13 protein-coding genes are annotated in these 13,527 nt (G+C 44.2%); 3 read left to right on the forward strand and 10 right to left on the reverse strand.

The window, feature by feature from the left end; translation table 11 throughout:
• On the reverse strand, positions 1 to 854 hold an 854-nt coding region (locus I6E86_RS09055; RefSeq protein WP_197177186.1), incomplete at its 3' end, for a sodium:solute symporter family transporter.
• 465 nt (positions 855 to 1,319) lie between these two features.
• Here I6E86_RS09055 and I6E86_RS09060 point away from each other — a divergent pair.
• Positions 1,320 to 1,550: a hypothetical protein gene (locus tag I6E86_RS09060; protein WP_197177187.1), complete on the forward strand. Its 231-nt coding sequence runs from the start codon at positions 1,320 to 1,322 to the stop codon at positions 1,548 to 1,550.
• A 179-nt stretch (positions 1,551 to 1,729) separates the two neighbouring features.
• On the forward strand, positions 1,730 to 2,041 hold the full coding sequence (locus I6E86_RS09065) for a DUF1244 domain-containing protein (protein WP_197177188.1): 312 nt from the start codon (positions 1,730 to 1,732) through the stop codon (positions 2,039 to 2,041).
• An 87-nt stretch (positions 2,042 to 2,128) separates the two neighbouring features.
• On the opposite strand, the gene I6E86_RS09070 is transcribed toward I6E86_RS09065, so the two are convergent.
• The 6 genes from I6E86_RS09070 to I6E86_RS09095 all read right to left on the reverse strand — a co-directional run bounded on the left by I6E86_RS09070 (position 2,129) and on the right by I6E86_RS09095 (position 9,520).
• On the reverse strand, positions 2,129 to 2,572 hold the full coding sequence (locus I6E86_RS09070) for an SRPBCC family protein (protein WP_194364082.1): 444 nt from the start codon (positions 2,570 to 2,572) through the stop codon (positions 2,129 to 2,131).
• Between the two features lie 103 nt (positions 2,573 to 2,675).
• Complete coding sequence (locus I6E86_RS09075; RefSeq protein WP_197177189.1) at positions 2,676 to 3,377, reverse strand: hypothetical protein; 702 nt, start codon at positions 3,375 to 3,377, stop codon at positions 2,676 to 2,678.
• 280 nt (positions 3,378 to 3,657) lie between these two features.
• Positions 3,658 to 4,803 carry a CaiB/BaiF CoA transferase family protein gene (locus I6E86_RS09080; protein ID WP_197177190.1) on the reverse strand — a complete coding sequence of 382 codons (1,146 nt, stop codon included), beginning with the start codon at positions 4,801 to 4,803 and terminating at the stop codon, positions 3,658 to 3,660.
• The gene (locus I6E86_RS09085; protein WP_197177191.1) at positions 4,796 to 6,982 is read right to left on the reverse strand and encodes a 3-hydroxyacyl-CoA dehydrogenase NAD-binding domain-containing protein; all 2,187 of its coding nucleotides are present in this window, start codon (positions 6,980 to 6,982) and stop codon (positions 4,796 to 4,798) included. The genes I6E86_RS09080 and I6E86_RS09085 overlap by 8 nt, the downstream gene beginning before the upstream one ends.
• Positions 6,983 to 7,054: 72 nt before the next feature.
• Positions 7,055 to 8,263 (reverse strand): acetyl-CoA C-acetyltransferase, encoded by a 1,209-nt coding sequence (locus I6E86_RS09090; RefSeq protein WP_197177192.1) that lies wholly within the window; start codon positions 8,261 to 8,263, stop codon positions 7,055 to 7,057.
• A 105-nt stretch (positions 8,264 to 8,368) separates the two neighbouring features.
• Entirely contained in the window at positions 8,369 to 9,520 is a 1,152-nt protein-coding gene (locus tag I6E86_RS09095) for an acyl-CoA dehydrogenase family protein (RefSeq protein WP_197177193.1), read from the reverse strand.
• 379 nt (positions 9,521 to 9,899) lie between these two features.
• On the opposite strand from I6E86_RS09095, the gene I6E86_RS09100 reads away from it, so the two are divergent.
• Entirely contained in the window at positions 9,900 to 10,538 is a 639-nt protein-coding gene (locus I6E86_RS09100; RefSeq protein ID WP_197177194.1) for a TetR/AcrR family transcriptional regulator, read from the forward strand.
• 237 nt (positions 10,539 to 10,775) lie between these two features.
• Here the strand turns inward: I6E86_RS09100 and I6E86_RS09105 are convergent, their stop codons facing one another.
• The 3 genes from I6E86_RS09105 to I6E86_RS09115 form a co-directional block, all read right to left on the reverse strand.
• Complete coding sequence (locus I6E86_RS09105) at positions 10,776 to 11,411, reverse strand: hypothetical protein (RefSeq protein ID WP_197177195.1); 636 nt, start codon at positions 11,409 to 11,411, stop codon at positions 10,776 to 10,778.
• 394 nt (positions 11,412 to 11,805) lie between these two features.
• A complete protein-coding gene (locus I6E86_RS09110; RefSeq protein ID WP_197177196.1) occupies positions 11,806 to 12,789 on the reverse strand; it encodes an MDR family oxidoreductase in 984 nt (327 codons plus the stop codon).
• Positions 12,790 to 12,866: 77 nt separating this feature from the next.
• Positions 12,867 to 13,493 (reverse strand): TetR/AcrR family transcriptional regulator, encoded by a 627-nt coding sequence (locus I6E86_RS09115; protein WP_265090684.1) that lies wholly within the window; start codon positions 13,491 to 13,493, stop codon positions 12,867 to 12,869.
• Positions 13,494 to 13,527 lie beyond the last annotated feature (34 nt).

Below are 13,527 nucleotides of genomic sequence, written 5' to 3' on the forward strand. Positions count from 1 at the left end.
AATAAAAAGTAGATAAAAAATGCAGCAAAGCCCATTAGTAGATATGATTTTTTGGCATCTCCCATACTCTTTGCACCTAGAGTACGTTGCACCATCATTTGGTTACCACCGTATACGGTGACATGAAACAATGTCATCGCAACCACCCCTGCCCAAACTGTTGGGGCCACTGAAAAGTCTAAGTTCCAGTTCAGCGGGTTTAGTTTATCGTTTTCTGCAAGCATGGTAAGCGCGCCTGACATCGGCGAGACTTCTCCAATCAATATATAAAAGATAATTCCAGCACCTAGAAACAAAATAAACCCTTGCAAAACATCCGTCCAAATGACGGCGTTCATACCACCCATTAACGTATAGCCCACTACGATAACAGACATAATGATGATGGCTGTTTTTGGATCTATGCCGGTTGCAAAAGTGATAACAAAAGCCGTAGCAGTTAGGATAGAGGCGGTAGTAATCGTTTGGGTAACCAAAAACAATCCACTCATGATGATTCTAGATTTTTTACCAAACCGACGTTCTAAATAATCATAAATAGAGGCGACGCCACTGCTATAAAAGAAAGGTAGGAAAAATACGACGACGATGAATATGACTATGGGATAGTTAATATGAATGGCAAGAGCTGCCATTCCATCTCCATAAGCCCAAGCAGGCCCACCTAAAAATGACAAGGCACTGACATAGGTGGCAATGACGGAAATACCAATGGCCCACCAAGGAGATGAGCGGTCACCGATATAGTAGTCTTCCGCCGTAGAGATTTTTCGGCTCATAAACCAGCCAAGTAAAAGATTGCCCAACAAATAAACAATCACAATACCCCAGTTAAGCGCGCCAAAACTTTCCATAATCAAAATCCTTTTGTTAATGGCCCTCCCAAGTGCGTAAAGTAAAACTTTATGATCTTGATTAGGATTGCTGATACATTAATATGACTCGAGTATATTTAATATTGAATTCGAATGCAATAAATTTGTACAGTGTGTTTTGATGTGCTCTAATTATTAGAATAGAATCAAAATATTTTTTTTAAAGTAAGAGAGATTGAAGTGGTAGTAAAATTAGAGTTTGAACTGCTCTAGGATTATCGCAGACTCAACATGATGTATCTGGTAAGACAGCCGATGTCATTATGGTACTCGTAAAGTATGGCAGCAGATGAAAGTAATTGGCGGTCCTTTGGTTAGCCGCACAGTAGAGCTATTCATAAAGAATGATAAGCTAAAAGTGATCTAGCGTGGCAAGAGTGAGATGACCACCAAAACCCGAGATGATCGAAAGTACGCTGGCGACTTGGGGCATTGCAACGCTATATGGCTGACTCTAGCGTGATTGCTTCTATTGATACGATTGTGGATTCATACGACAATGTATTATCTGAAACGGTCAATGGTTTTTATAAATCTGAGTTAATTCAGTATTTAAAGCAGAACTGGAATGGGATTGATGATGTTAAACTGGTAATGCTTGCACAGGCAGCACTTCGAACACAGCCCTCATCTTGCAAAGCTAAATCAGTTTTTAACATTTCTCATATTCAATAAAACCCTTTTACATAGCACAATTGATTACGTATCACCTTTTGAGTTTAAAAAACATTATTATGATAGTTTAACTCTGTGAGGCATTGCTGCCTGACTCAAGTAGATTCACCTTCGATAAAGTCAGGGCAGTTCAACAAACAAATACCAAAAAATATGTGTCAACCATTAGGAAAAATATTATGGCAAAATTAGAATCAAACATCGAATTAGAAGCCGCAGCATTTCGTCGCTTATTGGCTCATTTAGATGAGCGTAAAGATGTACAAAATATTGAGCTAATGAACCTTGCCGACTTTTGCCGTAACTGTTTATCCAAATGGTATAAAGCGGCTGGTGAAGAGCGTGGTATTGAAATCGAATACGAGGATGCGCGTGAGCTTATTTATGGTATGCCTTATGCTGAGTGGAAAGAGAAGCATCAACAAAAAGCCACACCAGAACAGTTAGCACGTTTTAACGAGATTGAAGCAGCTAAGAACAAAACAAATTAAAACTGACCGTGATGGCTCAAATAAAATAAGCCATCACTAGGGCATGTCCTAAATAATTATATCGAACAACCAAACATTGCCGCTAGATTAGCGGCTTTCTATGGATTTGAGTATGCTACTAAACCCTATGGTTCCTTGTTTCTGCATTTGACGATCAAATAGACGACCGATTAATGGCAATGGTATAGTTATTCGACCCTCAGATACCCAAGTCACATGTGTGGTGCCATCGCCCAAATCTTTTAAATCAATGACGCCTTTATCATGTTGCATTTTCACAGGTTTAGATTTTTCGATTTTGTATTGCATATGAGTGGGACGCTCAAACGCCGTAATTCGCTCCCAAAATTTAACAGGTCCCGTTTGAATGGTACGTAAAGCTCCAACGCCATTGCGCTCCTCGTCACCTTCATTCACCAACTTAGCAACCCCTACCGCCTTAAATGAGCCATAACTGGCATGGTCACTCAGTGCCTCAAACACCTCATCAATCGGTTTTTTGACAATTCGTTCTACTTTTATTTTAAACATGATATTGTCCTGTTAAGGTTATTTAGATTAGGATCTGTTGAATGTTTGTTCTCAGCATCTGAGCAAAATCTGCATTAATCAACTTACAAACTCATCTTTCACATTACTTAGCATCTAATAACTTGTTGAGCTCATCTATCATAGCATCGTCTATGATACTGTCCTCTACATAGCTTATTATCTCATCTACAGTCGTTAAATCCATTGTACGTATATCTAAACTGGCCAATTGCTCATTGATAGACTCCAACGTATCGTTATCTTCAGAAGCGTCCAATAAGTCCTCTTCGAACCTTCCTCTGACGAACCAATACATTTTTTCTAGCACGGTGTCTTTTTTGGTCAAAGTAGAGTAACCATCACCATAGATAAATAGATTGAAATGATAAGGTATCTCTACATCGTTAATGAAAAAAGTGCGTTGGCATTCTAGTGTATATGCTTTAATATCTTTATCTTCAACGCCTTCCTCACTGTTATTATCTTCATCATATTCAATCGACTCCTCTACCAACCCACCTAGCAGTTGATAGCCGCCTACTTTGACTTTGTGATTGTAAATAATAGCAGCATCTGCGATTGCATCAAAAATAATAGCACTGACATCTAAGGTATTGTTATCAATGTCGTAGAATGCTTTTAGCGCTGGCAGAAACTCGGTCAGCTTTTCTTCAGGTACTTGAATAAGAAACTGCTGCTCATATATTTTAATCATGTCTTCGGGATGATAGGTATTGGCAGTATCAGTCTCGTTTCTACCAGTGGGCTGCAAAGGTAAAAAATTATATGGGTTATTATCGGTCATTCGGAACGGCCTTGTTATCTGGTGAGCTTGATTAAACATCATATTGTCTCTTATTCAGACAATTTTAGATAGACGATTATAAACATACAAGTTCAATCAATCCAGTCGATAGACAGTCGATAGACAGTCGCTTTTAGCTAATCACCTATGCAATGACAATACTATTTAGACATAAAACCGTTTGACTCATTTCAGACCAAAGCGCTGATGCCAGATATAATAGTTTAATACTATCTTCAGACACTAATCATATTCTCGCCTATATCTGAGGCTATGTCAGTTATTCCTTCACCTGTTGCCATCCTGACGTCGCATGATGCTCATCTTGATGTATAAATAAAGGATGCGCTTGGGCTTCACTCAGGCTCAGCACAGGCGTCACGCAAACATCTGTTGCCGCAAACACATGCTGCCAATGCTCAAGTGTCTGAGTAGAAAATATCTCTGTAAGTGTCTCTATCGCTGATAGGCTATCAACCATATTAGGCAAGATACCTAGCTGCCAATGTATTTTTGTGAGTGCGGGTAACTCAAGTACCTCACACAGACCTTGCCAAAATTTCAACTCCAAAGCACCAACGGCCATATAACGATGGTCTGCGGTTTGATACAGTCGATAGCAAGGCAGTGCACCGCCTAAAAAATCATGCTGCGGCAGTAGCGTGTCGTTTAGGCCATGTCCTGAGAGGCGATTAATCAGTTTGCCTGTGACCTTTGGCATGACCATGTGATTATATAGGCTATGCGTCATACTAATAACAACATGGCGGCCTCGACCTGTGCGCTGCGCGGCAAATACAGCAGCCAGTAGCGCAATCACTGCGGTGTCGCTCCCACCTGCCAAATCCGCAAACTGAATATTGGGCATGGCCTGCTCGCCCTGCGCTGTTTTTAGCTGGTCGAGTACACCACTCATCGCCATAAAATTGATATCATGACCGGCCTTATTGGCCCAATGATGACTGACTTCAGCACCACCTTCTAAGCAAGTACCGTCTTCTGAGTAAGTAGCCTTTTCTGAATAGCTAACTGCTACGCCATAGCCAGTAATAGATACCATTACTAGCTTTGGGTTAATATCATGGAGTGTCTTAGCATCTAGCCCCATATCGGCTAAGACACCCGGTCGAAAGCTATCTAGCATCACATCTGCATGGGTAAGATGTGCCTTAATAGCCTCAATCGCTTTGGGATCATTGAAATCATGTTTTTCGGTCGTCTTGCCGTGATTGAGAGCCGCGAATAATTCACCAAACACTCTGGCAGGGTCGCCCTGTTTGGGTTCAATTTTAAGGATATCGGCACCCAAGTCTGCAAGCAAGCGCGTGGCAAAAGGCCCGGGTAGATTACGAGTCAGATCGACCACTCGTAATCCTTGTAGACAGTCCTCCATTTGATCATGATTTGATACATGCCTATCAATCATCAGAGAACGCCTCGCCTTTGGCTGCCATGTCTAACAATATCTGAGCAGGCTCAAAACGCTCACCATAACTTGCAGCCAGCTCACGACTACGTTCAACAAACGCACTCACGCCCATCGAATTAATGAACTGTAGGGTACCGCCTTGATTCGGTGCAAAACCCCAGCCAAAGATAGACCCTATGTTGGTATCGGCAACCGAGCGCACCACGTTTTCCTCATAACACTTGGCAGATTCATTGGCTTGAATAAACATCAGGCGATCAACTAAGTCTTGCTGCGAGGGTTGCTCTGATTTTGGTGGGTATAAAGTCATTAGCTCAGGCCATAAGTACTTATCACTTCCTGCAGGATACTCATAAAAGCCTTTGCCATTTTTTTTGCCTTCACGCCCATGCTCATTGACTAGCGCTTTTAGTATCTCGTATGAAGGACGCACCGCCATCGGCTTGCCTTCGGCTGCCATATCAAGCTGTTGCTGTTCGCTGACATGCAGTGCCAAACTCAACGAAACTTCATCTTGTAATGCTAATGGCGGCATCGGCATGCCTGTTTTTAGTCCAGCGACTTCAATGCTGCGAGGATGCACGCCCTCTCCTAGCATCGCAATACCCTCTGATACATAGGTGCCAAACACACGCGACGTATAAAAACCGCGACTGTCATTGACGACGATAGGCGTTTTGCCGATTTGTAGTACATAATCAAACGCTTTTGCCAATGTCGCATCATCGGTTTGCTCACCCATGATAATCTCAACCAGCGGCATCTTGTCTACTGGTGAGAAAAAGTGCAGACCGATGAATTGATTTGGGCGTGTACTGGCTTTTGCCAGTCCTGTGATCGGCAGTGTTGAAGTATTAGATGCATAAACGGCAGTATCTGAAATCACCGCTTCACTTTGCTGGGTACACTTGGCTTTAACCTCTCGGTTTTCAAACACCGCTTCGATGATAAGATCACAATCAGCCAAATCCTCATAAGAAACCGTTGGCTTGATACGTTGTAGGAGGGCTTGTTTTTTCTCTTCTGTTGAGCGTTTACGGCTGATCGCTTTGTCCAATATATTGGCAGAGTATGCTTTGCCTTTTTCGGCGCCTGCCATGTCAGTGTCTAGTAGAACGACATCGATACCAGCTTTGGCAGTGACATACGCGATGCCAGCACCCATCATGCCAGCACCCAAGATACCGACTTTTTTGGTGGTTGTGCGTTCAAACCCTTGGGGGCGAGACTGACCTTTTTTGATGCTATTGAGCTGAGTCCACAAGGTATTGATCATGTTTCTAGATTCAGCAGACAGCACACAAGCTGCGAAATAACGTGACTCAATCTCAAGCCCTGTATCGATGTCTACTAAACAACCTTCAAACACACAAGACATAATATGGGTAATCGCAGGATAATTGCCATGTGATTTTTGATTGGCCATAGCGGGTGCGATAGAGAACATCGGTACGACGCTGGGATGCTTACTATCACCGCCAGGGATTTTAAAGCCTTTTTTATCCCATGGCTGCTGTGCGCTTGGATTATCCTGAATCCAGTTTTTAGCCTGCAACATCATGTCTGTTCGGTCAGTGGCAGTGGCATCGATGAGACCGATACCTTTTGCCGCTATTGGGCTCAGATCACGACCTTGGGTCATCAGCTCCAGTGCTGCTTGAATCCCCACCAATCGAGGCAAGCGCTGCGTACCACCGCCACCGGGCAACAAGCCCAACTTAACCTCAGGCAGACCCAGCTTAGTCTTAGGCGAATCAATAGCAATACGATAATGACACGCCAGCGCAAGCTCTAAACCACCACCCAGTGCGGTGCCTGTCATGGCAGCGACCACAGGTTTCCCTGAAGTTTCAAGCTGACGCATACTGCCTTTGAGACCTTCAGTCAGTGTAAATGCTTGCTCGGCTGTCTTAATGGCAGACAACTGATTAAGGTCTGCCCCGACCACGAAGGTGTCTTTGGACGATGTGAGAATTAAGCCTGTGGCGGTCTCATCATTGATGAAAGCATTGGCCATCGCGGCAAACGCCTCTGCAAAACCATCACCGATGACATTCATTTTGCGGTTACTTTGATCTATCATCACAGTGACGATGCCTGCATCGTCACGCTGGGCTGAAAAACCTTCTTGTTCGTTAATTGTTTTTGCGCTATCTGCTGTCTGATTGTTTGTCATCATTCTTATCCCTTAAATGATTCTGTATATATTATTTTTTAGTCTATTTTTTTGGTCTAGTTGAGACAGAGGTTAAACGCGCTCGATAATGGTCGCAATACCCATACCACCGCCCACGCATAGCGTAATCATGGCCGTTTTTAAGTCGCGGCGCTCTAGCTCATCGAGGACGGTCGTCATCAGCATCGCGCCCGTTGCACCCAGCGGATGACCCATGGAGATTGCACCGCCATTGACATTGACGATATCGAGCGAGAGTCCAAAATCATCAGCAGTATTGAGTGGTACGGCAGCGAATGCTTCATTAATCTCCCACAGATCTATGTCAGAGGCATGCATGCCCGCTTTGGCGAGGGCTTTTTGGCAGGCAGGCGTTGGGCCGGTCAGCATGATGGCAGGCTCTGAACCAACAACTGAGGCCATCGTGATTTTGGCGCGTGGTTTGAGACCTGCTTTTTTGCCAGCGGCCGCGCTACCAATCAAGCAAATTGCTGCCCCATCGACGATGCCAGAGGAGTTACCCGCATGGTGGACATGATTGACCGTTTCAATTGTGGTATATCTGTCCAAGATAACGCTATCAAAGCCCATCTTGCCCGGCATGGTAAAGGAAGGCTTTAGGCCAGCTAAGGTCTCGACATTGGTATTGGGCCGGATGGTTTCATCTTTGTCCAATAGCATCATGCCATTGATATCGGTGACAGGGACGACAGACTTATCATAATATCCGTTCTCCCAAGCCTGTGCTGCGCGGCGATGCGACTCAGTGGCAAAGGCATCGACATCCGTACGACTAAAGCCTTTGAGCGTCGCGATGGTATCCGCGCCTACCCCTTGTGGCACAAAGTGCGTGGCTTCATTGACACGAGGATCCATGTACCAAGCACCGCCATCAGAGCCCATCGGCACACGGCTCATTGATTCCACGCCGCCTGCCACTACCATGTCTTCCATACCTGACATGATCTTGGCCGCTGCTAGGTTGATAGACTCCAGACCAGAGGCACAAAAGCGCGACAAGGTAAGCCCTGCCACACTTTGCGCCCAGCCAGCATCAATAGCGGCAATGCGGGCAATATCAGAGCCTTGCTCGCCCACTGGCGTCACGCAGCCAAGCACCACATCATCGACCAAACTGGTGTCCAAATGGTGGCGCTGCTGCATCTCTTTTAACAAAGTTCGCGTCAGCCAAATCGGTGATGCCTGATACAACGAGCCATCCTTTTTACCTTTGCCACGTGGCGTGCGGATGGCGTCATAAACATAAGCAGTCTCAGTCATAAAAAATCCTTTTTTTATTTTGCAAATTTTGTAAATAATGCGCTGACGTCCTATTTAGCTTGCTAGATAGGACATGGGCTTGTAACCAATCAATAAGCTACGCGGCTACATAAAGCGTGATGCCAACTCTTTCATAATCTCATTGGTACCGCCATAGATTTTTTGCACGCGCGCATCGGCATACAAACGCGCAATAGGATACTCTGTCATGTAACCATAGCCACCAAACAGCTGCACACATTCGTCAATCACTTCACACTGCTTTTCGGTGACCCAGTATTTGATCAATGACGCATGCGGTACAGACAGTTTTCCATCTAACATCGCATCGACTGCCGCATCACACATGGTGCTGGCAGCCAGATAATCGGCATAGCATTCTGCCATCTTAAAGCGCGTGTTTTGAAACTTCCAAATAGGTTTGCCAAAGGCTTCACGGCCTTTTACATAATCTAAGGTTAGATTGATCGCCAGCTTCATCGAGCCAACCCCAGATAACGCAATGATTAAGCGCTCACGTGGTAGCTCCTGCATCATCTGGATAAAACCCATGCCTTCTACCGTACCCAATAGGTTGGTTTGTGGCACACGGACATTGCTAAAGAACAGCTCTGAGGTATCCTGAGAGGTCAGACCAATCTTGTCAAGATTGCGTCCACGTTCGAACCCTTCTACTTTGTCCGTTTCTACGATGATAAGCGAGACGCCTTGCGCGCCTTGTTCACGGTCTGTTTTGCAAGCGAGTAAGATAAGATTGGCGTGCTGACCATTGGTGATAAAAGTCTTTGAACCATTGATAATATAATCGTCACCATCTTTTATGGCATAAGTTTTGATGTTTTGTAGGTCAGAGCCAGTGCCAGGCTCAGTCATGGCGATAGCGCCGATATATTCGCCTGTTGCCATTTTTGGTAGCCACGCTTGTTTTTGTTCCTCAGTACCATGGTCTAAAATATACGGCGCGACAATGCCTGAATGCACCATACCGCCAAATCCTGATTGATTGGCCTCAGTCTGTGCGTAAATAAGCGCCGCTTCATGACCAAAATCACCGCCGCCGCCGCCATACTCGCTTGGTATCGCCGCACACAAGAACCCCATCTCGCCTGCCTCCTCCCATGCATCGCGATCAATCATACCGTTTTTGCGCCACTGCTCGTCTTTGGGATCCCAAGATTGAAACATTTTCAGGGCGCTATCATGCACCATTTGATGTTCTTCGGTCATCCAATTGGGTGTGAACTTTTCAATACTCATGGTGTCTATCCTTGACAAGGTGAAGTGAATAACAACTATATAATCAAGTCTATATAAATCCGCTGCATCGTCATCCTCGCTAAGCATACTAATGTATAACTTGCACTCGGTTTCTTTGTATCGAAATTATATTGAACTGACTATAGCTAAGTCGTTTTAAAAATTTATGGTAATTTATATTACCGTTATGGATATACTAGAAAATCTTTGTATTCTTTAATATAGAAGTCTTATACTAGGACAGGAAAAACCACTTCGCAATCAATTAAATAAAAATGGTAATTCATATTACTTATTGATTTAATGATGATGGATTAACAAATAAGCCATTAAACTGGTAAGCCGCATCGAATAACCAATACTCTAAGAATGAATAGATATGAAAAACTTCAGTCAGTCAGATAGCATCACGCAAACTCGATCTTTAGCCCCTCTATCCGATATGCGGCCTGCAACTTTAGAAAAAATAGAAAAGGCCGTTCGTAAGGTATTTGCCGGTTTTGACTCTAATGAGGTCACCATGGCGCAGATTGCAAAATCTGCAAACGTCTCCCTGCAAACGCTCTACAAGTATTTTGGAGACAAGCAAACCCTGTTTTATACCATTATGGATATCGTGCTGGGCAGATTGGCCGCTCGTATCATGGATCATCTGCAGGGGATTGATAGCGTACAAGATCGTCTACGTAAGACACTGTGGGTCTGTTTCGACTTTGTCGATGCGCATCCAGATGCGGTGATGGTGCTCTCTTCTGTGTCGGCATCACGGATACGTAATATCGCAATCTATGAAAACAAAGAGTTAATTGGCGCGTTTTTGGCGGTATTAGAAGATGGACAAAATCGTGGGGTGCTAAATGATACTGTACCGCTACATATACTGTTTGATGTGTTTATGGGCTTTATCAGCCGACTCGGTTTAATGCATACCATTCGCCAAACAGAGACGCCATTAAACGCAGAGTTTGATGCGCTATTTGTGATTTTATGGCGCGCTATTTCAAAGCCTGATGTCTGATCTTTAACAAACTATATTCAGAGAACTACTAAACGGCTACGGCGTTATTCTCCTTAGAGGTACTATTTGTACAATCTGCAGTCGGCTGCCTTGTATCCGTTTTTGACTTCTTTGACTATAGCGTAAACACTAAAAAGCCCCACAATAAAGTGAGGCTTTTTATACTTATTTTTCAGTCAATGTGATTACTCAGTCAATGTAATGAACAGGTCACGCTGCTTATACGCTCAACATGTTTTAGATACTGCTAGATTTTGGCAGTCCATACTCTGCACGGTCGATCACATGGTTATCTTGTTCAATAGTCAATCGATAGCCTTTGATAGTACCGTTATATGGCAGATTACCTTCGTACTGTTGATAATGCTCGCAGATACTTTCTTGAATCACTGATTCACGCGCAACCTTGCCCAGTTTGGCAAAGTCATTAGGCAGAGTGACTTGCGCAAAACGCGAAGCAGCACCGCGAGACATCCAGTGTGCGCCACTCGCGAATTCAAAATCCACTTCGGCTCGTAAACGATAGCTAGGCGTAGCGTCAGTATCATTCGTTAAGCCATATTTGATCTGAGCAATATCTTCTGCGAATGGCTGATACGGTATTTCCAGCACTTCAAATAGCTTGGCTAAAAACTCATCAGCCGTAAGGTATTTATCCATGTAACTACCATCAAGTCCAAGATATCTATTGCACAGTACATGGCGCAGACGGTCACAGGCAGGTATGGTGTGTTTGAGCGGATAGCCCATTTCTTTAACGATGTTCTGCGGGCGCAGCTCAGACAACTCTATTTGATCGATGATATATTTCGCTAGAGAATGGCGCGGTTGGTAACGGCGGGTATATTTGGATTGATTGATAATGTGGCTCATGATATTGAACACCTTAAACTCCTGTTACTCCGACGAAAAGGTTGAAATACGCCCAAATAGGCAAAAATCAGGCACAAATGAGGTTGTCGGAGTACAGGCTCATGCGCTTTACCAGAGTTGTTTTATATCGTGCTGGAAGTTGCAAGGTTTGTCACGCTACCATTAGACTGTTGTCATGATTGGCGATAACAAAACTGTTAAACCCACGATAAATCGTTCAACGATGATAGCACATCATGTGCCAAAAAATAAATACCGATATTTGTGACTGTTTGTGAATGGCTATCTTTCACTTTACGCACTCAATCTCGGGCATTTCTATACATTGCTTGTTCATATGCTATTACGAAGCTAAGTATTGAAATATCAGTGTTGAAGCATTAAAAATTATTGCTTAACGATTGACGTCAACGACTATTCGACCACGAACTTTACCGTCCAATAATTCGCTTGCCGCCGTAATGACTTCACTCAGACCAATCTCTCTCGTGATTGCATCCAACTGCGTCATATCCAAACTCGTACTCAAGCGCTTCCAAGCTTCTATACGCTCATCATAAGGTCGCGTCACACTATTGATACCAAGCAAACTGACACCGCGCAAAATAAAGGGCGCGACAGTAGCAGGGAAATCCATGCCTTGAGCCAATCCACAGGTAGCGACGACACCATCTTCACAGGTAGTGGCACAGACATTGGCCAGCGTATGACTACCAACAGAATCGATTGCAGCGGCCCATTTCTCTTTTCCAAGTGCGCGTCCCGGACTACTTAATTCAGCTCGGTCAATGATCGTCGTTGCACCAAGGCTTTTTAAGTATTCAGCCTCTTCCAGACGTCCCGTAGAGGCTGTGACAGAGTAACCTTGGTTTGCTAAAAGTGCGATGGCAAAGCTACCAACACCGCCATTAGCACCCGTCACCAATACTTCGCCACTATCTGGTGTTAGTCCATGACGCTCTAATGCGATTAGGCAAAGCATCGCAGTATATCCTGCTGTACCTATCGCCATCGCCTGACGTTCAGTCATCGATTCAGGGAGCGGGATCAGCCAGTCACCGTTTAATCGCGCTTTCTGTGACAGACCGCCCCAATACTTCTCGCCCACGCTCCAACCATTTAACAACACTTTATCACCAGCTTTGTAGCGAGGATGGCTGCTCGTTTCGACAGTGCCCGCTAAATCAATTCCTGGAACCATTGGAAATTGACGTACCACAGGACTACGACCCGTGATAGCCAGTCCGTCCTTGTAATTGAGCGTACTAAATGCCACACGAACCGTGACATCACCCTCTGGCAATTGCGTGTCCTGTATCTCAGTCAGACTAGACTGATAAATATCGTCATTTTTTTCAATTAATATTGCTTTAAACATAACAGCTCCTATTTAGACCAATCGTCTATAAATGGGTAAAAAATTTAGACCGGTCGTCTAAAAATATAGATAAAAAATTACTTTTGTATCCCTGCTACAAATCCTCGGAAAAAAGTATCTAACGGACTGACATCTTGTGTCAACTTGGCACGCAAAACCGCACCTTCCCAACCGATCCAAAAGAAAGCAGCAAGCTCATCACAATCACTATTAGAAGATATTTGCCCCTGTTGTACTGCAAGACGCAAGCAAGCCGATAAGCGCTCTTGCCAATCAAGCAGTATGTTTTCTAACTCACAACGAAAACTCTCAGGCAACACGACAATCTCTTGACCTAAGTTGCCTACTAAGCAGCCGCGTCGAAATTCATGCTTAATCATGCCCGACTTAGCATCCTCAACAAAGTCACTAATACGCTGCATAGGAGATACTTGATTATTCAAAAGACAATAATCTAGTTTACGAGCGAAATATAACGCGTACTGCCGTAATACTTCCTGTCCAAATGCTTCTTTGTTTTTGAAGTAATTGTAGAAAGAGCCTTTAGGCACATTGATGCGTTTGAGTATGACATCGATACCAGTGGTCGCAAAGCCTTGCTCTGTCAGCATCTCCATCCCAGATCTCAAAAGAGCTTCACGGGTATCCGTAAACTCTCGTTCAACATTGGGTGGACGCCCTCGACGGGCTTTTGGCTTAGTCATTGTCATGCATAGATATTATGACCGATCGTCTTTA

This window comes from Psychrobacter sp. SWN149 (assembly GCF_015864565.1).
In the GTDB taxonomy this organism is placed as follows: Bacteria; Pseudomonadota; Gammaproteobacteria; order Pseudomonadales; family Moraxellaceae; genus Psychrobacter.

What these genes read in the sequence shown, in the direction of transcription:
- I6E86_RS09060 (WP_197177187.1), top strand. Translation starts at nt 1,320, where the DNA reads ATGGCTGACTCTAGCGTGATTGCTTCTATTGATACGATTGTGGATTCA.
- I6E86_RS09095 (WP_197177193.1), bottom strand. Translation starts at nt 9,520, where the DNA reads ATGAGTATTGAAAAGTTCACACCCAATTGGATGACCGAAGAACATCAA.
- I6E86_RS09065 (WP_197177188.1), top strand. Translation starts at nt 1,730, where the DNA reads ATGGCAAAATTAGAATCAAACATCGAATTAGAAGCCGCAGCATTTCGT.
- I6E86_RS09110 (WP_197177196.1), bottom strand. Translation starts at nt 12,789, where the DNA reads ATGTTTAAAGCAATATTAATTGAAAAAAATGACGATATTTATCAGTCT.
- I6E86_RS09075 (WP_197177189.1), bottom strand. Translation starts at nt 3,377, where the DNA reads ATGACCGATAATAACCCATATAATTTTTTACCTTTGCAGCCCACTGGT.
- I6E86_RS09115 (WP_265090684.1), bottom strand. Translation starts at nt 13,493, where the DNA reads ATGACTAAGCCAAAAGCCCGTCGAGGGCGTCCACCCAATGTTGAACGA.
- I6E86_RS09090 (WP_197177192.1), bottom strand. Translation starts at nt 8,263, where the DNA reads ATGACTGAGACTGCTTATGTTTATGACGCCATCCGCACGCCACGTGGC.
- I6E86_RS09080 (WP_197177190.1), bottom strand. Translation starts at nt 4,803, where the DNA reads ATGATTGATAGGCATGTATCAAATCATGATCAAATGGAGGACTGTCTA.
- I6E86_RS09100 (WP_197177194.1), top strand. Translation starts at nt 9,900, where the DNA reads ATGAAAAACTTCAGTCAGTCAGATAGCATCACGCAAACTCGATCTTTA.
- I6E86_RS09105 (WP_197177195.1), bottom strand. Translation starts at nt 11,411, where the DNA reads ATGAGCCACATTATCAATCAATCCAAATATACCCGCCGTTACCAACCG.
- I6E86_RS09085 (WP_197177191.1), bottom strand. Translation starts at nt 6,982, where the DNA reads ATGACAAACAATCAGACAGCAGATAGCGCAAAAACAATTAACGAACAA.
- I6E86_RS09070 (WP_194364082.1), bottom strand. Translation starts at nt 2,572, where the DNA reads ATGTTTAAAATAAAAGTAGAACGAATTGTCAAAAAACCGATTGATGAG.